Annotated in this window: 17 protein-coding genes; 4 read left to right on the top strand and 13 right to left on the bottom strand. The window is 46.6% G+C overall.

All coding sequences use genetic code 11. The features are described from left to right. Positions 1-87: 87 nt before the first annotated feature. Both MKY97_RS14855 and MKY97_RS14850 read right to left on the bottom strand, forming a co-directional pair. Positions 88-945, bottom strand: coding sequence for a DegV family protein (locus tag MKY97_RS14855; RefSeq protein WP_342556160.1), 858 nt, complete (start codon positions 943-945; stop codon positions 88-90). 173 nt (positions 946-1,118) lie between these two features. After that, complete coding sequence (locus tag MKY97_RS14850) at positions 1,119-2,033, bottom strand: LysR family transcriptional regulator (RefSeq protein WP_342556159.1); 915 nt, start codon at positions 2,031-2,033, stop codon at positions 1,119-1,121. 53 nt (positions 2,034-2,086) lie between these two features. Here MKY97_RS14850 and MKY97_RS14845 point away from each other — a divergent pair, with 53 nt between their 5' ends. Beyond that, a complete protein-coding gene (locus MKY97_RS14845; RefSeq protein WP_342556340.1) occupies positions 2,087-3,025 on the top strand; it encodes an alpha/beta hydrolase in 939 nt (312 codons plus the stop codon). 150 nt (positions 3,026-3,175) lie between these two features. Here MKY97_RS14845 and MKY97_RS14840 read toward each other — a convergent pair whose 3' ends face one another. From MKY97_RS14840 to MKY97_RS14820, 5 genes are all read right to left on the bottom strand, one after another. After that, positions 3,176-4,579, bottom strand: coding sequence for an erythromycin esterase family protein (locus MKY97_RS14840; protein ID WP_342556158.1), 1,404 nt, complete (start codon positions 4,577-4,579; stop codon positions 3,176-3,178). Positions 4,580-4,682: 103 nt separating this feature from the next. Next, positions 4,683-5,186 carry an SMI1/KNR4 family protein gene (locus MKY97_RS14835; protein WP_342556157.1) on the bottom strand — a complete coding sequence of 168 codons (504 nt, stop codon included), beginning with the start codon at positions 5,184-5,186 and terminating at the stop codon, positions 4,683-4,685. Positions 5,187-5,242: 56 nt separating this feature from the next. Next, complete coding sequence (locus MKY97_RS14830) at positions 5,243-5,494, bottom strand: hypothetical protein (protein WP_342556156.1); 252 nt, start codon at positions 5,492-5,494, stop codon at positions 5,243-5,245. A gap of 6 nt (positions 5,495-5,500) precedes the next feature. Beyond that, entirely contained in the window at positions 5,501-7,105 is a 1,605-nt protein-coding gene (locus MKY97_RS14825) for an FGGY-family carbohydrate kinase (protein ID WP_342556155.1), read from the bottom strand. 322 nt (positions 7,106-7,427) lie between these two features. Further along, on the bottom strand, positions 7,428-8,606 hold the full coding sequence (locus tag MKY97_RS14820; RefSeq protein WP_342556154.1) for an MFS transporter: 1,179 nt from the start codon (positions 8,604-8,606) through the stop codon (positions 7,428-7,430). 123 nt (positions 8,607-8,729) lie between these two features. On the opposite strand from MKY97_RS14820, the gene MKY97_RS14815 reads away from it, so the two are divergent. Beyond that, positions 8,730-9,620, top strand: coding sequence for a LysR family transcriptional regulator (locus tag MKY97_RS14815; RefSeq protein ID WP_342556153.1), 891 nt, complete (start codon positions 8,730-8,732; stop codon positions 9,618-9,620). A 33-nt stretch (positions 9,621-9,653) separates the two neighbouring features. On the opposite strand, the gene MKY97_RS14810 is transcribed toward MKY97_RS14815, so the two are convergent. Both MKY97_RS14810 and MKY97_RS14805 read right to left on the bottom strand, forming a co-directional pair. Next, on the bottom strand, positions 9,654-10,007 hold the full coding sequence (locus MKY97_RS14810) for an SH3 domain-containing protein (RefSeq protein ID WP_342556152.1): 354 nt from the start codon (positions 10,005-10,007) through the stop codon (positions 9,654-9,656). A 264-nt stretch (positions 10,008-10,271) separates the two neighbouring features. Continuing rightward, positions 10,272-10,919 carry a TetR/AcrR family transcriptional regulator gene (locus MKY97_RS14805; protein ID WP_342556151.1) on the bottom strand — a complete coding sequence of 216 codons (648 nt, stop codon included), beginning with the start codon at positions 10,917-10,919 and terminating at the stop codon, positions 10,272-10,274. 119 nt (positions 10,920-11,038) lie between these two features. Between MKY97_RS14805 and MKY97_RS14800 the strand changes: the two genes are divergently transcribed. Next, a complete protein-coding gene (locus tag MKY97_RS14800) occupies positions 11,039-12,613 on the top strand; it encodes an FAD-dependent monooxygenase (protein WP_342556150.1) in 1,575 nt (524 codons plus the stop codon). A gap of 95 nt (positions 12,614-12,708) precedes the next feature. On the opposite strand, the gene MKY97_RS14795 is transcribed toward MKY97_RS14800, so the two are convergent. The 4 genes from MKY97_RS14795 to MKY97_RS14780 form a co-directional block, all read right to left on the bottom strand. Then, on the bottom strand, positions 12,709-14,298 hold the full coding sequence (locus tag MKY97_RS14795; protein WP_342556149.1) for a glycoside hydrolase family 43 protein: 1,590 nt from the start codon (positions 14,296-14,298) through the stop codon (positions 12,709-12,711). Between the two features lie 88 nt (positions 14,299-14,386). Further along, on the bottom strand, positions 14,387-16,405 hold the full coding sequence (locus MKY97_RS14790) for a YjhG/YagF family D-xylonate dehydratase (RefSeq protein WP_342556148.1): 2,019 nt from the start codon (positions 16,403-16,405) through the stop codon (positions 14,387-14,389). Between the two features lie 17 nt (positions 16,406-16,422). Continuing rightward, the gene (gucD, locus tag MKY97_RS14785) at positions 16,423-17,889 is read right to left on the bottom strand and encodes an alpha-ketoglutaric semialdehyde dehydrogenase GucD (RefSeq protein ID WP_342556147.1); all 1,467 of its coding nucleotides are present in this window, start codon (positions 17,887-17,889) and stop codon (positions 16,423-16,425) included. Positions 17,890-17,942: 53 nt separating this feature from the next. Next, entirely contained in the window at positions 17,943-18,821 is an 879-nt protein-coding gene (locus tag MKY97_RS14780; protein ID WP_342556146.1) for a fumarylacetoacetate hydrolase family protein, read from the bottom strand. Positions 18,822-19,131: 310 nt separating this feature from the next. Here MKY97_RS14780 and MKY97_RS14775 point away from each other — a divergent pair, with 310 nt between their 5' ends. After that, a complete protein-coding gene (locus tag MKY97_RS14775) occupies positions 19,132-20,082 on the top strand; it encodes an AraC family transcriptional regulator (protein ID WP_342556145.1) in 951 nt (316 codons plus the stop codon). Positions 20,083-20,158: the final 76 nt, after the last annotated feature.

Here is a 20,158-nt window from a genome sequence, read left to right as displayed (position 1 = left end):
GCTTCCCCTCCAAATAGCGCCGGATAATCGCTTGGGCATAGGGGTACTACGCCAAGAGGAAATCCGCTCTGCTGCTGTATGATGTATTTATAAGTCAACATAACTTACAGCGATCGAATTAGGACCTGTATGGGAGCCGATGACACATCCGCCCTCAATAATGATGATTTCTTTAAAATGGTTGGCTTGCAGCAGAGATGCATGCAGCTTTTCGGTCATTTTCTCAGCAAAAGTCTGAGCGATTACGAGTACGTTTGGACAGATCTCATTTTTCCGTGTAACAATCTTTTGTACAACCCCGTCCAAGGCTTTCTCCATTTTCCCGCGGTACTTCTGTATGGAGCGCACCTCTCCCTGGATGATATTCAGTACAGGTCGCACTCTGAGTACATTACCAATCAAATGTTGTAAACTGCTCACCCGTCCGCCTTTATATAGATAATCCAGTCGGTCCACTAGAACCTCAATATGGACTTTCTCTCTTACATTCTCGATATCTTGAATGACCTGCTCAAGCGAATGTCCGGCTTCAAGTGCTTGCGCTGCCCGTATAACCAACATGGCATAGCTCGCAGATAAGTGCATCGAATCCACGATATGAATTCGACCAGCCGGAAATTCAGATGCTGCAATATGTGCATTTTGATTGGTGGAAGACACCTTGGATGACATACTGATGAACAAGATTTGATTGCCTTCGTTAAGCTCTCTTTCGAAGACAGGAACAAAATCGGAGGGTGACGGTGCGGCTGTTTTGGGATTGATCCCTTCTCGATCCGAACGTTGGTATAACTGTCCTGTAGTGATTTCTATGTTATCCTTATATGATTCTGTGCCCATAACGACATATAGAGGTACAACACTGATATTGTACTTATCCATGAGTTCTTTTGATAAATCTGATGTGCTGTCAACTATTATTTTAATGTTCTGATTCATTTTCATAGTTACATCAATCCGATCTTATAGGATTTTGAAGCGATAAATAAAAAAAATAATATCATTTGATAATAAAGTATATCATTTTATGATGTGAGTCAAATTTACTAAACAGATCAGGGATAACGCAGCCAGATGTTCACATGGATGTGATCAGCCTCACATACCAGGTATGCAGCTCATTCCGATTGGGGACTAATATGTTTAACCAGATCCGTCAGCTTGGTTGTAAATTCTTTAACCATTTTGGGAATCGTTTCATCCGTTCTTGTGATTCTGCCCAATATAGCTGTACCGTCCGAGCTGAACTGATGTACAGGAACGGTGACTAACTGCTCCTGATAGATGGAAGACAACGCAGTTACGATAAAGTCGGGAGCAATAGTAACTGCATTTCCCTTAACAACCATCTGACACAGAGCATCTGTGTTATTGGTGATCAAAGATATACGGTTACCATCACTGGCAGACATTAAATGGTGCGCTATTTGTTCGATATGTTCATCTTTATACAGAACAAACACCTCATTTTTCAATACTTGAGGAGATATCGTTTTGTAGAAACGCAGGGGCGATTGTGTATTCATGATTAACACAGCACTGCCTTCAACAATAGGGACCCATTCCAATGAAGTATTCTGCTGGCTTCTACTGTAAGAAAGCAATCCCATGTTGGCGTATCCATCCTGAACGTGTTTTATTACGGTTTGGGTATCTCCTTCGATCATCTGAACTTTAAGTGCGGGATACGTATGCATAAGTTCTAACGTAGCTTGAACCACTTGAGGAACCAAACCTGGAATGGTGGAGATCGTGATGCTCTCGATATGTTCTTCTTTAAGGCTTAGCAATTCGTGATGCATATGATCTAAGTTGTTGAGTATAGCTGCGGCATGCTGCAGCACGAGCTCTCCTTCTGCTGTGGGAACAACTCCCTTTTTGGTACGATGAAAGATAGTGGTGTCTATCTCTTCTTCCAATTGTTTAATGGACTGACTGATCGTTGGAACTGTCAGATGATGAACACTTGCGGCCTTTGTAAACGAACCCCACTGTGCAGCAGATATCAGATATTGCAGCTGTGAAATATTCATTCTATCCTCCATATCTTTAAATATTTATTTAGGATACTAAATTATATTTAAATATCATTTATGATTATATTCAAGTATTCTTTATACAGGAGGTTGATATTATGCGAAGCATACGAAGTTTTCTAGTAGAAATGCTGCTGAAGATGACGAAACAAAAGCTTGATGCAAAAGAATTTATGGAGCAGCGAAGAGAAATGAACAGCATCCCTTACGAAGTACCTACCAAACTTAAACATAAGTATAATATAACGAAGGAACGCAGCCTCCCGGTAGATACGTATGTGTTGAAATCTGATTCACAATCGGACCATCGGATCGTTCTATATTTGCCTGGCGGAGGATATGTTGAGCAGCCCTTGACATGGCATTGGCATTTTTTGAATCAACTGAGGAAGCAGTTACATTGTACGGTGTACGTTCCTGTTTACCCTAAAGCACCGAACTATCAGTATATGGATGCGATTGAGAGTGTACTCATGGTTTATCAGCATCTATTAAAAATAGCTAAACCCGAAAACATCGTCATCATGGGTGACTCTGCAGGTGGTGGCCTGTCACTAGCCTTTGCGCAGTATTTATTAGAACAAGGACTGCCGCAGCCCAAGGACATTATTCTGTTGTCACCGTGGCTTGATATAACATTAAGCAATCCGGCAGTACTCGCCATGATTGATAAAGAACCTATGTTGAACTGGGATATGCTGGTCGAGGCCGGGAAAAGATACGCCGGTGAAACTCCGCGCTCCCATTACTTGGTCAGCCCCATCCATGGAGAGATTAAAAATTTGGGTAAAATTTCATTATTTATTGGAACACATGAATTTTTCCTTCCGGATGCCCGCAAATTCAAAGAAAAAGCAGCCCGCCAATTCGTTGATATCAACTATTTCGAGTATCCAAAAATGAATCATGTCTTCCCCGTATTTCCTATACCAGAAGCCAAAAAGGCACTTGGACAGATTGTTGAGATTATTAATAGGCAGATATTGTGATCACTAACAATTAGGTGCTGCAGTTCCTTGCAAATATTTACGAAGAGCACAGAAAAAAGCCGCTGTAGAGCGGCTTTTTCGGATGCTTCGCGCAGTTCCCGTAGGTATTCCTTTTCCAATCAATTCCAATATCTAACATTTCTATTCCGCTTATTGATCCAGCGCAGCCAAGCGGGTGGAGGGGTGAATGCTGCGAATGAGCAGGATTCCGTCATACTGATCTCGGGGAATCATTTTCTCATCCAATACTCCCCATGCCTTGACAGTACGAGGTGTATACATCCATTCGGTCGCTGGATTTAACTCTTCGTCTCTCATGTTGATAAATCGGGCCGCACCCATGTCCGTTCCCACAATATCCTCAAGATTGCCCTTCTCATGAGGGAGAACTTTCTCCTCTACCCCGTTGTTTTTCTTCGAACTTCCTTCTTGGGCAAATAGCCCGATTACATAATTTGCCTGTTTGAGGGAGTAAGGCAGCAGCTCTCCCATCGTCGGATAAGGATTGTGGTCAAAATCGTACCCGTTGTGCTCTGTAATCATCGTGGAATTGTTTTTACGTATGTGATAGTTATGACCCCATATGATTATTTTCTCGTTTGGATAGACATTTTCAGCAAGCCAAGTAAGGTTACCGGCCATGACGCGGTCTCGTTCATAACTCGCCATTTGTAACTGTTTCTCAGGGTCAATTCCGGCAAACATCTTAACGATGTGAGGATGATAGTTATCCAGCATATCCAAGCGGTTTTGTAACACACGCTCAATCAAAGGCACGAGGTTGGTCTGATCGGCCTCAGCTTGATTCAATTCATCTCGGTGTTCTCGTACGAATTGTTGAAGAGCTTGATACTTTTCTTTGATCTTCTTTTTTTGCTGATTAAAATCATCGATTTGGTTAATCTTGTTCATTTCCTTATACCACTGCTCCGTCTGGGCAAAGGCTTTGGCTTTACCTGGATCTACTTGGTTGAACCAATGCTGAATATAAGTAATAAAAGAATGGTCTGCGCCTTGAGAGTCAAAACCAGTCAGGATTAGCGGATGATCGGTTTTACTCTGCTGCGCGATGTATTCGAACAGCGGCAAGTTCTCTTGTACCTGCCATACGCCATAGATGGAGCTTTTCATAAATTGTTCTGTTGTCATATGATGTCTCTGTGCATACGCCACAGCACTATCCGAAAGATTAGACTCGAATGCAATCACGTTATAACCTAATTCCTCATGCAGGAATTTGACGAGCCGGACTTTCATCGAATTGTATTCGGATGCCCCATGCGAAGCTTCACCGAGACTGACCATGCGCTTATCCGCTAGAACGGATTTCAGGAAAGTTAAGTCGGTGTAAGAATCATCTTTTTCAGGTTTGAATGATGTTAACGTTTTCGCATTTGAGCGGATATGGTCCTGCCAGGTTAGATCGGATGACATCTGAGTCTCTTGAACCGTTGTAGGCAGTCCTGTCATGTAGGCGGTATCACCAGTACCTGCCATACTTAAGCTGCAGACCGCTGCTGTAGATAATAATACCTGTTTGTACCATGGTTTCATTAGGCTGACACTCCTCTGCTTTGATGGAGTCCAGCATAACATTCCTCGTTTAAAGCCAGTCCACTTGATGTTTAAGGTTAGTTTAAGAATGGAGGGACGAAGATTAAAAATCTTCCGCAGCAATTGAACCTGACATCATCAGTTGTAAAAAATGGGGGAAATCTTCCGCCACTTTTGTAACCTCTTCAAATTCAGGTTCTTCCCCGCGCACAACCGCACCAGTTTCACTGGATAGATCAATGGCATAATAGGAATAACCATCATGAACAGACATCATTATCGGCAGATGCTGATCCCACCAACTCGTGATTTCGGATTTCCACACATCATCGTTTGCAGCTGCTTCGAGGCTGATTAATTCATATTCATTCCAGTGGAATTCCGAATTGGAACTGTTATTGTAGTCAGCCTCGCACAGGAACCAGGTCTGCTCGCTGGTTGACATGCATTGGCTGACCAAACGTAAGAATGAGGCATACTCGTCGGGAATAATCTTGTATCTGGCAATCCATTGTTGATTCAGGTGGAGTTCAGGTTCTGACTTTAGGGTTACCATCCAACCGCTTAATTCAGCCCATGTGATGAAATCCAGAACGACTTTATCCATACAGCACCTTCTCTCTAGGAAGATTATTTCCGTACAATCCAGCGCAGCAGCACCGGTCAAACGTCATCTTTAAAATGGAAATGTTCGTGATGGATCGAATTCATTCCTGCCAGCTTCCCCGTTTTCTTGTGGTAAAATGCAAAGTTTTGATTCAGCGGCAGCTCCAGCAGTTGATAATTGTGGTCGCGGGGTAAAGAATCGATTTCTTTCAAAGCTGCCTCTCTCGTGCTGTACATGCCGATCGGATAGAAATTAGGGAAATGTGCAGATGCCTCTGCTGCGAATATTCCCCAGATGAAATCAGTCAAATGGAGTCAACCCTTTCCTCTGTAATGATCTACCGCCGCCTGCTCAATCGCAAGTCCTTTCGTGTACCGTTCCATAAACCGGGCAAAACCGTTCACATCCGAAATGTCTGGATCTATCCTGATTGCTTCCACGTCATTGAACACTTTCAGGTTGAGGTAATCTGTCAAGCTCTCGTTATTTTCCTTATACATCATGTAGGAAGCCAATACTGCTATACCCCATGCACCGCCCTCACCAGCAGTAGGCATAACAGATACCGGAACGTTAAGTGCAGCTGCGCACATTTTCTGGCCAATTAAGGGCGTTTTGAATAATCCGCCATGTGCCAAGATATGGTCAATCTTTACATCCTCTCTCTCCGTTAAAATGTCCATACCGAGCTTTAATGCGCCAAATGCACTGAACAGATGTGTTCTCATAAAATTAGCGAGTGTAAATCGGCTCTCTGGCGAACGAACAAATAAGGGACGTCCTTGGGTTATGCCAGTAATCTTCTCTCCCGAATAGTAACCATAACTCAGCAAACCGCCGCCATCCGGTTCTGCTTCGAGCGCTTTATTGAACAAAACATGAAATAAGTGACTGGTGTCGGCTTTATATCCCAACGCTTCACAAAATTCATGAAATAATCTGACCCATGCATTAATATCACTAGTGCAGTTGTTGGCAAGAACCATACCTACAGGGCGTCCATCAGGTGTAGTCACCATGTCAATCTCGGGATATACCCCTATATCTTTATCCAGAACAATCATAGCAAAAATTGATGTACCTGCAGATATACTGCCGCTGCATGTCTGAATACTGTTCGCAGCCACCATACCTGTTCCGGCATCCCCTTCCGGAGGACAGAATGGAATACCGGCTTGAAGATCACCATCCGGGTCGAGGAGATTCGCACCAACGTCATGAAGATAACCCGCATGTTCACCAGCTGAATAGACAGAAGGTAGAATGTCTTCAAGCTTCCAGGGGTAATCATTACGGCTAATTAGTTCGTTGAACTGCTCCATCATCTCTTCATTGTATCCTCTTGTCGACCTATTGACCGGGAACATGCCTGAAGCATCCCCCACCCCGATCACTTTACGGCCTGTTAGAAGAAAGTGAATGTAACCCGATAATGTTGTCATATATTTAATGTTCTTTACATGTTCTTCATTGTTTAAGATAGCTTGGTACAGATGCGCAATACTCCAGCGCTCAGGAATTTTATATTGGAATTCCCGGGTTAACGAAGCTGCTGCCGTACTCGTTGTGAGATTACGCCAAGTACGAAATGGAACTAACAATGCTGCTGCTTTATCCAGAACAAGATAACCCTGCATCATGCCGGATATTCCGATAGAACCAATTCTGTGCAGACTCACTCCATAGTTCTTCATAACCTGCTTTTTTAATCGAGCGTACACTTCCTGTAACCCTTGAATCATCTCATGTGCATGATAAGTCCAGTTATGATTAATCCATTGATTTTCCCAATCATAGCTGCTGGAAGCAATGATTTCGAATTCATTATTGATCATAACGGCCTTGATTCGTGTCGATCCAAATTCAATACCAAGCGAGGTGTTACCGCTGACGATCGCTCGTTTCAGATGTTGATCCATTACGTGCGCGCACCACCTTTTGGGAGAGTGATATCATATGAACTGAATAACTTGGTGTGATAATAACATGTTTTGCGGACTTTGTATATTGGATAAACTAAGTTTTGGTATGAAATGCTGCTCACTCTATATCGGGTCTTGTATTAGGTGCACAGATGTGTCGGGGCTGAAAAAGCATTATGGAGGCCGCAGAACAAGCTTGTGGGAAAATTAAACAGGGAGTGAACAAACGGCATAGAAGCAGCAATCGCCGCAAACCTGTGCAAACGGTAGGATGCGGCGATTTGTACTGTGAAGTTGTGTAGTTTTGGTAACTTGCTTCTCAGTTCTTTTGTGGTTCATTACCCTGATGAGCTTCTACAGCTTTTCTTCCCATGTTCATGGACAGCTGTACACTAATCATTAGCAGTACAATGACCAGCATAGCAATAATAGAGATATAAAACTGTCCGCTGAGATCAAAGATCCGTCCTATAAAAAGTGGGCCGAAAGCGCCCATGATATAACCTCCCATTTGTGACATGGCTGACCACGTTCCTGCTTCTTCAGGCGTATTTGTTGCCATGATGGGCAGCATCAGCGCTAGCGGAAACAATCCACCAGCACCGATACCGAGAAAAAGCACTGCTGGAAGCATCGGCACTGGTGACAAGAGTAACACAAGACCGATGAGTTCAGACACACTGCACAAGACAAGCCATTGTTTGATCTTCCCAGAGCGATTTACAAGATTCGGAATCAATAACGCGACAGGAACTTGAATCAATGTGAATACGGTTAGAAGCAGCGCTGCATGTTGTGAACTGTATCCAAAGCTGAGGGCAATGGGTGAAATCCATGCCGTCAAGCTGTAGAACATGCTGGCCATGAAACCAAAAAACAAGGTAAATTGAATTGCTTTTTTATTACCCAACGGTAATCTGAGACGTTTTATATCACTTCTGGAAGGTTTATTTTTTCGAATAAGTCCAATCCAGAAGAATACTGCAATGATCCCCATAATAGCCCAACAGGACAAAGCAAATGAAAGATTATGCTGACGTTGCGTGTAGATCGGAATGGTCAACCCAGATGCCAGGGCCGCTCCAATTGTCATGGATACGGAGTAAATACTGACTATGCCAGGGTTTGCCGGGAAATACTTTTTAATAAAGCTGGACAATAATGGCCCGGCAAGACTAATACCAATCCCACCGACCAACGCGGTAACGATCAAAATAGTAACCGATTGATCTGCACTGCGGAGTGCAGTGGCGAGTGTAATGAGAAGAAGCGAGATGAAAATAGTTCGCTCCAAACCGAGACGCTGACTTAACGTTGTAGTGGCCGGGGCGAACAGTCCCATGCACAGGACGGGTAATGTAGTCATCAGACTTGCTGTTAATGCGCTGATACCCAGTTCCGCCTGAATCATACTCATCATGGATGCCACAGAAGTAATGATGGGACGCAGATTCAATGCTGCGAAGAACAGAGCTAATACATAAAATATTTTTTTCACCTTTCTCTTCCTCCTGAATCTTGTTGAATTAAATATGAGTATAAAGCCGCCCCATTCATTGATCAATCCAATAAATCGTATTATTATGATAGTAAAATACTATCATTCTGCGAAGGAGAAAAGATGGATACTCGAAATTTAACATATTTTATGGCGGTCTTCGAGCTTCTTCATTTCACGAAGGCGGCAGAACTTCTCGGAATTTCACAGCCTACGTTAAGTCAGCAGATACGTCTGCTTGAGGCTGAAGTGGGTATGCCTCTTTTTGATCGAATTGGCAAAAAAGTGGTTGCAACCGAGGCAGGCAGACTTCTACATCAATACGGTATGAAAATGATTCAGGCTGAAATGGATGCAAAAAGTGCGATTCAAGAGCTGCGATCGGAGAAGCGAGGAACTGTTCGACTTGCTGTGTTACCCTCTGATCTTGATTTTCAACTCGTCCCGCTGTTTGTGGAATTCAAGACAAGGTACCCTGACACGAAATTACAGGCTTTCTCAACGATCTATGTACGAGACGAAGTATTAACACATAAAGTGGATCTTGGCATCGGGCTGCGTGGTCCTACCGATAGACGACTCGTGCAGATCCCTTTGGGGAGCGAGCCTTATGAATTATTTGTTCATTCTTCGAGTGATCTTGCGAGTAGACATGAAATAAGCCTTGAAGAATTGACGCAGCTTGCACTGGTCATGTACCCCAAAGGCTATATAGGTAGAGATTTGGTGGATGAGGTTTTCCGGGAACAAGGTTTGGAGTTAACTACGGTGATGGAAGCCGGTTCCGCATCCTCCCTGCTGCAGCTTGTAGCAGCAGGGATCGGTGCGACAATTCAGCCGAGAGAACTGTTAAAGCAGCATTCGGGCTGGGAAGATATTGTAACGATACCTATTGCGGGTGCCGCACCTGTTCGACACATGGAACTAAGCTACTATGCAGATCGATTCATCAGTAAAGCGCAGCAGCAGCTGACGGAATGGCTGATCGGATTTTTCAAATCTAGAACGGATTGACTCTCCAACCTCAAACTGAAATCCAGTTCAATTTCACGTTTCAATCGGGGTGATTACTTTATTAGGTACCCACCCCTTCTCGCCTTCTGCAGTGAGTACGAGACTCCATTCATTCAGTTCCAGCACTTTTTTAACAACCATACCTGGTATAACGTTCAATTCATGCGCAGAGTAGTCCTCTTGAACAATCGCCAAAAGCTCTTCATTAGGTGAACTTAGTATTTGTTTTGGCACCCAGCCGCGCTTTTTAGATTGGACCGCTTCACAAAAAATCCAGTTGGGGAATTGAGTATCTTCCTCCCCATAGTGAACAATCTCTCCTCTGGTTAATACAATGGGATCTGGATAATTCGACTGATGTGAATGAATTACTTTATACGGATTCATATGTATTCCCTCCTGCTGTGCCGTGCTGTATTTCACATAAAAGTGTTGTGTATGGCTAAAGGTATTATATCAAAATGTAACATAACTCTAAATATAAAGTGTTCATTTTCTATAGAGCAGCGCCTAGATTACAGCGAAAATATACGCTAAGCCTTCGGTATTAACGGCTTAGCGTTTTGGGGTTGTTTTAACTCCGATCGTCCAAGTGATACAGCCAGATCAGAGGATGATTCAACTTTCAATGTTTTTCATTAGTCTCCATGTTTAATCTTCGTTATGAACGGTAGGTTGTCCATAAGCGCAGAGAAAGACACGTACACCTTCAGTAATAATACGTTTGGTCTGTGCTTCTTCCACAGCACCCGTTCCCCCCGGTCGATTAAATACCAATAAAAACGTTAATGCAGCAAAGTGTTTTACAGCCATTTCAGGGTCGGGTACATGGAGCAGTCCGGTTTGTCCAAACTCGGTAAACCTCCTAATAAGCTCCTCTTCTGCTGCGTTATCCAGCTTTTCCAAAAACGAGGATGGCAGGTTGGCCGCTTCCACCGTGATCAGACGGATTAAAGCGCTGTAGTCAGACGAGCCATTAGCAGAAGCGACGAATTGTTCGCAGAACAAGCACAGTGCCTGTTCCAGATTCTCGAACTCCCGGAGGTAATCTGAAATGCCCTGCTTGATCAGTTCCAGCACTGCCTCACTCGTTTCTTCCGCAACAGCAATCAGTAGGTTCAGTTTGTCCCCATAATAATCATAAACGGTTCGTTTAGACACCCCGGCCCTAGCTGCGACTGCATCAACGCTGGAACGATCAAACCCGTCTGATAGAAATAGATCTCGTGCTGCCGCAATAATTTTAGCTCGTTTCTCTGAAGAGCCTTGGCGAATTTTTTTGTTTTCCGTATTCTCCATCCTTACGTTCCCCCTTATAGGTATAGTATCAAAAATGAGTTCCTCTTTACAAACTACACTGTACGGTGTAGTGTAATTAATGCAGCGCTCTAAATGAATGATCAGGGAGGAATTTATTCATGAAAACTACGCAGTCTGTTGTTGATGTGCTCATTATCGGAGCTGGACCGACAGGGCTTACATTAGCCTGCGACCTTGCTCGCCGCAGCGTCGATCATCGTATTATCGAACGCAGTATTTCGTATAATGCAGCATCTCGTGCCAAAGGAATCCAGCCCCGCTCGCTGGAAGTCGTCGATGATTTGCAGGCTGTTCGTTACATTACGGACACAGGTGTCGTAGATTTGCCTGTTCGTTATTATACGGAAGAAGGCCGGAGTGCGGATAAGCGAGCTATAACCGTCTCAGCCAGCGCCGAACTTGAAACACCTTACCCTGATCCGGTCTGGATTGCTCAATTTGATGTAGAAAAAGCGCTGCGCGAACAATATGGGGTACTCGGCGGCCGAGTTGAATTGGGGGTTGAAGCCGTAGGACTTGTACAGGATCTGGATAGTGTTGTGGTAACCGTTAACACACCGCAGGGAGAAGAGCATATTCGAGCTCGTTATGTAGTCGGTGCTGACGGAGGCAAAAGCAATATCCGCAAGTTTATTCATCTGCCACTGGTTGGAAAAACACACGATCAAGAGCGGTGGTATCTTGGCGATGTACGTCTGGAAGGTCTGGATCGTGATCATATTCATATCTGGACTTCCCCCGAGGGAATGATTGGGGTGACACCATTACCGAAATCCGACATTTGGCAGCTGCAGGCTACAATTTCGGCAGAAATTGAGGAACCAGAGGAGCCGTCGCTCGAAGTGTATCAAGCTATGTTTGACCGACGGGCGGGTGCCAGACGAGTTCAGCTCACGGATGCCTCCTGGCTCTCCATCTACAGAATCAACGTAAGAATGGTTGAAACTTACCGCAAAGGCCGAGTTTTCCTCGCTGGCGATGCTGCTCATGTCCATTCCCCGGCTGGCGGTCAAGGCATGAATACGGGGATACAGGATGCGTACAATCTCGGATGGAAGCTGGAAGCCGTTCTACGTGGAGCGGATAACGCTCTGCTTGACACGTACGATGAGGAGCGGCGTCCTGTTGCACGAGCCGTGCTTGAGGACAGCACCAAAAAGATGGGAGGGGTATTGGGAACGGCGACTGAACGCGGAGCTTTATCCCGAACGTTAAGCGCCATTTCCGACGATTTGACGACCGGACTGCTTGTTTCCTATCGTTCAAGTTCTCTTACGCGCCCTACTCTTCGCACAATTGCTGCGCGTACAATGCCTGGGGATCGGGCGCCTAACGCCGAGAGTCTGCAAGGCACAGGGTTTGCAGGCAATCTTTTTGACTTGTTTCGAGGGCCGCACTGGACTCTTTTGGCTTTTGTAGACGATACCAATCAGCTCAATTTGAAGAACTTCGCCTACGACGAACTCCATGTGCACTGCATCGTGCCGCCGCATGCACAGGAGACGGCAGGCATCATTGACGCAGCAGGGAATGCTTATCGAATTTACGATGCAGTAAACGAAGAACTTGTATTGATTCGTCCCGACGGTTACATCGCACTGCGCACTTCCATTGCAGACTGTTCATCAATTCAGCAGTACTTGAATTCGATATTATCACCCAAGCTCATCTGAACAGCGACAACGATTTGAACTCTTCATGATCGATATTCCTAACGATAAATAAAGAAGATGGCCCCCTGAAACACAGGAGCCATCTTCTTTGATATTCAAACCATTGTATAACGGAAATAGTCAAAATCAGCATGTTTGCGTGTCCCGCCCAAATCCTGCGCACAAAGACCGATATAAGTCCCGGTGAACCGGATATACTCTGGAGATTCGTCACACAGATGTGTAATATCTGTCCACTCACCCACTTGAATCCAGGAGGAATCCTCGTCTGAGCTGTAGTAAAAACACGCCCGATCATGATCGATCACAGCTTTGAGGCGAATTTGATTCCCCTGCTGCAGCGGAATGTCCTCCTCCAGAAGCTCATCATACAGCCCATATCTGGATTGGATGATACCCAGGCACAGCCCTTTTTCTTCATGATGGGTTACCCGGAGGTAGAGATAGTCTTGAGTGTCGTAATACAGTATCAGTCCGGCCATCTGCTGTGGATGATCTGGAGCGAATTCCAGGCACGTCTCGGCTTCACATTTAAAAGCCTGCAGTCTGCGAGCAACCATGCTCTGTCTGTGCGTCGAACTCATCGATTCCATTCCATACAGGCGTAAGCAGCCGGGACGTTCCGTCAGAGTAACCCAACTTGGGTCCGGCGGGATACGAAGGGTATTCCAGTCTTGACGAAGCTCGGCTTCTTCAAATTGATCCATCTCTGCTGGTGGTTCGAATGGGTGCGGTTCTAGATTCGGTGCTGCCACCTGAAGCTCAGGGTATCGTTCCCCGCTGGCAAGCCGAAGCCATCCGTCTTCACTCCAGGTACAGCGCTGCAGCGCTGTCTCACGTCCAAGGATGCAGTGTTTCTCCTTCACAGGTCTGCCCACCAGATGTGCCATGTACCATTCACCTGTGGGTGTCTCGACGAGACTGCCGTGGCCGGCCTTTTGCAGCGGTAGATCTGTTCTGCCGTGTGAAGTGAGCATCGGATTAGCCGGATCGACCTCATAAGGACCCTGTAACGTTCGTGAACGAGCAACCGTAACCGCATGCTCATAACCGGTCCCACCTTCAGCAGTGACCAGATAATAATAGCCCTGGCGTTTATACAGATGGGGCGCTTCGGTCAGTCCCAGTTTCGTTCCTTCAAAAATGTTAATCGCGGGGCCAATCAGCTTCTGCTCCTGAACCGAGTATTCCTGCAGTACGATGCCTGCGAAGCGGTTTTTGCCTTTGCGGTGATCCCAGATCATGTTAACCAGCCATTTACGTCCATCTTCATCATGGAACAAGGACGGATCGAAACCGCTGCTGTTTAGATAGATTGGATCGGACCATGGCCCTTCAATATCCGATGCGGTCACAAGGTAATTGTGAGTATCTTTAAAGGCACCTACCCTGCTCTTCACATCGGTATATATCAGATAGAACACGCCGTTATCGCAGCTGAGACAGGGCGCCCATACGCCTCCTGAATTAATATTCCCCTCCATATTTAATTGGGAAATTCGCGTCAAGGGTGAAGGCAGCGCACGCCAATGAACCAGATCCCTGGAGTGATGAATGCGTACACCCGGGAACCACTCAAAGGTGGAAGTGGCGATATAATAATCCTCCCCTGCCCGGCAGATGGAGGGATCGGGATTAAAACCGGGCAGAATGGGATTGGTGATCATCGGATTGATCGTATTCATGTAGAGAAACCTCCGGTAAATAAGTAATTAACGTACATCGGTATAAAATCAGTTCATTCGTGTAGGAGCTTTAAGTGCCGTCCTTTGTTCAGTGCCATCCCAGTGCCTTTTTGCCAGCCTCTAGCGCAGTAACGATCCGGTCAACATCGTACACATTGCCTCTCCACGTACCTCCGCTGACAGACTGCAGCGCCGCCCATAAGCGTGTATCATCAGGCAGTGCTTCATCTGGCCGCATATCCGGGTGAAACGGCCTTTGTGCCAGAATGAGGGCTCCTTCTTCAGGGGAAACCTCCATTCCTTTAGTACCTATAAAGTTAACACTGCCATCCAGAGTACCCCGATCCACAACAATATCAATTAAGTCGCCATTTCTCAGCTTACCAATGGGCCCGCCTGCCAGCCCTTCAGGACCTACATGACCAATACAAGCTCCTGTGGAGACGCCAGAGAACCTAGCATCGGTGATCAGGGAAACGTATTTGCCAAACGATAAATGCTTAAGTGCAGAAGTCAGCTGATAAGTCTCCTCCATGCCGGTTCCTGAAGGCCCGCGCCCAAGCAGCACGATGATGTCCCCCGCCGCAATTCCGCCTGTCTTGATCGCACGTATTGCTTCCCGTTCCGTAGTAAACACTTTCGCTGTACCCCGGTGACGGTATACACCATGCTCATCCAGAACATCCGGGTCGATCGATGTGGACTTGATAACGGAACCTTCCGGAGCAATATTTCCTGTCGGAAATGTCACCGTCGATGAAATTCCCAGACGCTGCGACTGCTCTGTACTCATAATAACGCTGTCCGGGTCAATCCCGTCCCTTTCCTGCAATTGCTTCCTCATTACATGGCGGCGTTCGGATGTCTCCCACCAATCCAGTACATGACCCAACGACGTGCCTGTTACGGTAGGTACAGATTCATCCAACAAACCAAGACGTCTCAGATGAAGCATGACCTCGGGTACACCGCCGGCTTGGAACACACGAATGGTCGGGTAAAAGATGGGGCCGTTAGGCAGCGCACTTACCAGTCTGGGGACATGTTTGTTGACTTGAATCCAGTCCTGCACATTAGGCAGTGTTAAACCAGCCGCATGAGCAATCGCGGGTATATGAAGCAGCAGATTGGTAGACCCGCCGAAGGCGGCATGCACGACCATGGCATTACGAATCGACGCATCGGTAATAATGTCGGCCATCCTCGTTCCCTGGTTCTCCATGCTGATCAGTGCACGAGCAGACTGTCTTGCCATCTCCATCCAAATGGGCTGCCCGGAAGGGGCAAGCGCAGCATGAGGTACTGTCATACCCAAGGCTTCAGCCACAACCTGAGCGGTTGCCGCAGTCCCCAGAAACTGACATCCACCGCCTGGTGTAGCACAAGCCCTGCACCCTAAGTCCGCCGCCATTTCAAGCGAAAGCTCTCCATTCGCGTACCTTGCACCGATGGTCTGAATTTTACCTGCGTCCTCCCCATCCGTAGGTGGAAGAGTAACACCGCCAGGGACAATAACACCTGGCAGCTGCGGCATACCTGCAAGTGCAAGCATCATTGCGGGCAGTCCTTTATCACAAGTGGCAACGCCGAGCACACCTTTTCGTGTAGGCAGGGATCGAATCAAGCGGCGGAACACCATCGCAGCATCATTTCGATACGGCAGCGAGTCGAACATGCCTGTTGTTCCTTGGGATCTGCCATCGCAGGGGTCACTGACATAACCGGCAAACGGGATACCGCCCCGGCTGGACAGCTCTTCTGCGGCCGCCTTCATTAGCAGTCCCACTTCCCAGTGACCCGTGTGATAACCGAGCGCTGCTGGACTGCCATCCTCATTTCGAATACCGCCCTGTGTACTCAGAATCAGATACTGTTTTCCGTTTAATTCTCCAGGTTTCCAGCCCATACCCACGTTCTGGGACATGCCGAACAAGTCACCGCTTGGAGCGTTACGCAGTAAATCATCCGTTAAAGGCAGACGTCCCGATACCCCTGGAGCATGAGCCGTTATCTCGTAAAGATCAGACGACTTTCCCTCACGGTCAGACGCCTCACTCTCCAAATTAGACGTCTCTTCCCCCATAATTGATAGGATTTGTTCGTACATGATACCCTCCCCGCAGTTTAAGACTTGACAAAGACTGTTTTGATCGCGGTGAAAAATTCTACAGCCGCTTGTCCCTGCTCTCTGGAATGTGAACTGGACATCTTCATTCCGCCAAACGGAGCCTGTAACTCGACACCGGCCGTCTCGGCATTAATTCTCACAAGTCCAGCATCCATATCGCGGATAAACGAGAGCATAGACCCGACATTTTGCGTATAAATCGAAGCACTTAATCCGTAGTCACTGTCATTAGCCAGCGCTATAGCTTCTTCAATAGAATCTACCGGCATCAGTGCCAGTACTGGGCCAAATATTTCTTCCCGGGCAATAGACATATGAGGTTTGACACCTTCGAATACCGTTGGCTGTACATAAAATCCGTCTGCAAGCTCAGGAGTATCCGGTTTGTTTCCTCCAGCAAGCAGCACAGCACCTTCATCCTGACCTTTTTGAATGTAATGCAGCACGGTGTTAAGTTGTCCTTCACTAGCGCATGGGCCCATCCAGCTCCCAGCAGACATCCCGTCACCCAAGCGGATTTCCTGAATCTGCGACAGCAGTTTTTCTTTAAATGCGTCATATATTTTCCGTTCGATAATAACGCGGCTGGTAGCCGTACATTTTTGGCCCGTTGATTTCAGACCACCGCTAATCGTTCCCTCGACAGCCAGATCCAGGTCTGCATCTGCCGCAATGATAACCGGGTTTTTGCCGCCCATTTCAAGCTGGTATTTGGCTCCACGAGCGAGTGCTGCAGCTCCGACCCGTTTGCCGACTTCATTGGAACCGGTAAACGTAATTCCATTCACATCGGGATGCTCGGCAAGCGCGGAACCGATGACCGACCCTTTACCACATATAAGGTTAAGAACTCCCGCCGGGAGACCTGCTTCTTCAAAACATTCCAATACCTTGGCTGCCGTAACCGCTGTTTCCTGAGCAGGCTTAAGCACAACCGTGTTGCCGTAGATCAGCGCAGGTGCTGCTTTCCAGATCGGAATAGCTACCGGGAAATTCCACGGTGCAATCACACCTACAACACCAAGCGGTACACGCGTTGTGAACATTAAGGCCTCGCTATCTGTAGACGGAATGACATCACCCGTTTTGCGCATGCCTTCTCCTGCGTAGTATCTTAAGATCGCCACACCGCGCATCGTTTCGCCTTTGGCTTCCGGGAAGGTTTTGCCCATCTCTCTTGTCATCGCTTCTGCTACTTCATCAGCTCGGCGTTCAAGCACATTTGCTGCCTGAAAAAGATAGTTGCCGCGTTCAGCACCCGTTAGTTTCCGCCAGGACTTTGCCGCCGTTTTGGCTGCTGCTACAGCCTGATTCAAGTCATCCACGCCAGAGGCAGGAACATGCCCCACGATTTCTTTTCGATTCGCCGGATTGAGGCTGGGTTCTGTTTTGCCGGACTCCGCCTTCACCCATTCACCGTTAATAAAATTGTTATAGGTCTGCTCTAACTGAAATGCACTCATGATCTTCATCCTCTCTATTCGTTGAATTAGGTTCTCTTGAATGGTCAGATCCTTTACTCGTTTCCAATGACCGGGTTAACAAGAGTGCCGATACCACTAATCGATATTTCAATACGGTCACCTGGGTTAAGTGTAAAATCATTAGGCGGTACAATATTTGTACCTGTCAGGAGTACCGTGCCGTCGAACAGATCATTATCTCTTGCTAAAAAGGACACCAGTTCATCCAGCTTCCGGTTTAATTCACTCGTGCTGGCCTCACTTTTGACAACCAATTCTCCATTTCGATATATCTCGCAGACAATATCCAGGTCATATGGATTCTGCACCGTTTCCGCCAGTCGGATTGCTGGACCGATGGAGCAGGAATTGCGCCATATTTTGGCCTGTGGCAGATACAGCGGGTTCTCCCCTTCAATATCCCGGCAGCTCATGTCATTGCCTGCAATATATCCGACGATACTGCCATCTGCGGCGAGTACAAGCCCAAGCTCAGGCTCGGGAATCTGCCAAGTGGAATCACTGCGGAGCGTAACCGCTTCATTCGGTCCAATGGTCCGGGCTGCTGTGGATTTGAAAAAAATCTCCGGACGTTCAGCATCGTAAACTTTGTCGTAGAACGTATTGGCATCCAGCTTGCCATCCGTCGCTTCGTAATTCCGCGCTTCCCGGCTTCGCTGATACGTCACACCGGCTGCCCATACTTCGGGTGCTTCAATTGGATTGACAAAATGCAGGGATGTCCAATCATCCGTCAGTTTGTTTGCTGGCTTAAAAGCGCTTTCAACAAGCTGGACTGATGAAATGCCCTTCTCTCTTGCCTGATAGATCAAAGTCATGAAATCGGCCTGCGGCAAACGATAGGCTTGTTCATCATCCGTAACGGCTGCCAGCCACTTCTGTTCTCCATCCAGAAATCGAATAATTCGCATGTAAACCTGCCCCCTGTTTTCCCCTTCGGGTTGATAGTACTAACTTACCATCAGGTACGATGCATGGCGATGCTATAATCAATCCGACGATTTACCCTTTTCACGCATTGTTTTTCTGTTAAGATAGGATTATAAGTCTCACAAAAAGATAATTAAAGGTGAAGCCTACGCTTCGGATGCATCTTTCTTTCATAAAGCTTTTAGCTTCGATTTTTCAGGTTCTTTCTGTCCTCTCCGATTTTATGTAAAGGACTAGTTCAACAATAACCAACCGTTATAAAAGGTACAGGACTAAGGAGGTTGAGCTGCCGTGAACAAGCATACAGAAGCGATGTATTTAGGTCGTCTGCCGGATGTTCGCATGTCGTTTCAATTAATGGGGCTGCATGCCAGGAAGGCGGAATCTAACTGGACATATCCATCCCATGAGCATTCGATGTATGAAATCCACTGGATGATGGAGGGGCAGATGAGTATGGTGATCAATGGTACGGTGTATGATCAGTCCAAGGGAGATCTGCTGTTTATTCGGCCCGGGATGACACATTCCTGCACGGGTGCGGGACCGGAAGGTTTCACCTATTTTTCGGTTCATTTCAGCGTTCATGATACGTCCTTTTGCCGGGAACTTAACCGCAGCAGAGACACTTATTATCCGGCGGATTCCAGTCTAGCATTAACGATATCTCCTGTTTTGTCTACCTTATACGATCTGGCTGCTGAGCACATGACCGATTCATTATCCTCATCCAAACAAATGAGGGTGCATGCCGCTGTATTTGAACTGCTCGGTTCACTGGTTGGACAGTTATCTCAGACCACATCTGTTACACTATCGAGAAAAGAAATGATTGCCCAACAGATCGCTGAGCACATTGAGGAATCCGTAAGATACATCCATCTGCACGGCGAGATTCAGGAAGGTAACCGGACCTGGATTCAGGATATCGCCAAATCACTCAACTTAAGCACCTCGCAGGTGAATCGCATTTTTCGGGAGGTCTACGATCAGGCGCCGCGTCAATATTTATCAGAAACCCTTCTGAATGAAGCCCAGCGACTGTTAAAGCAAACTGACCTGAACGTGGATCATATTGCGATGATGCTGGGGTACAAAACCAATGCTCATTTCAGTCGTCAGTTCAAGCGGTGGACAGGTATTACGCCCAGTAAATTTCGTATGCATACCCAGCAGAGCGCAGCCAATCATGCGCATCATGGAGAAGGGATCAAAGCTCATGCTGAGCATGAGTTAACATGAAAAAGCAGCTCGCGGGTAATTGAACATCACCACAGGCTGCTTTGTTCTGCAGATTAAATTTGCGCTGTATTTTATT

Origin of the sequence: Paenibacillus sp. FSL R7-0652, assembly GCF_038595045.1 — a bacterium.
GTDB lineage: Bacteria > Bacillota > Bacilli > Paenibacillales > Paenibacillaceae > Paenibacillus.
The sequence above is the reverse complement of the archived record's forward strand: the minus strand, read 5'-3'. Positions and strand labels throughout refer to the sequence as shown.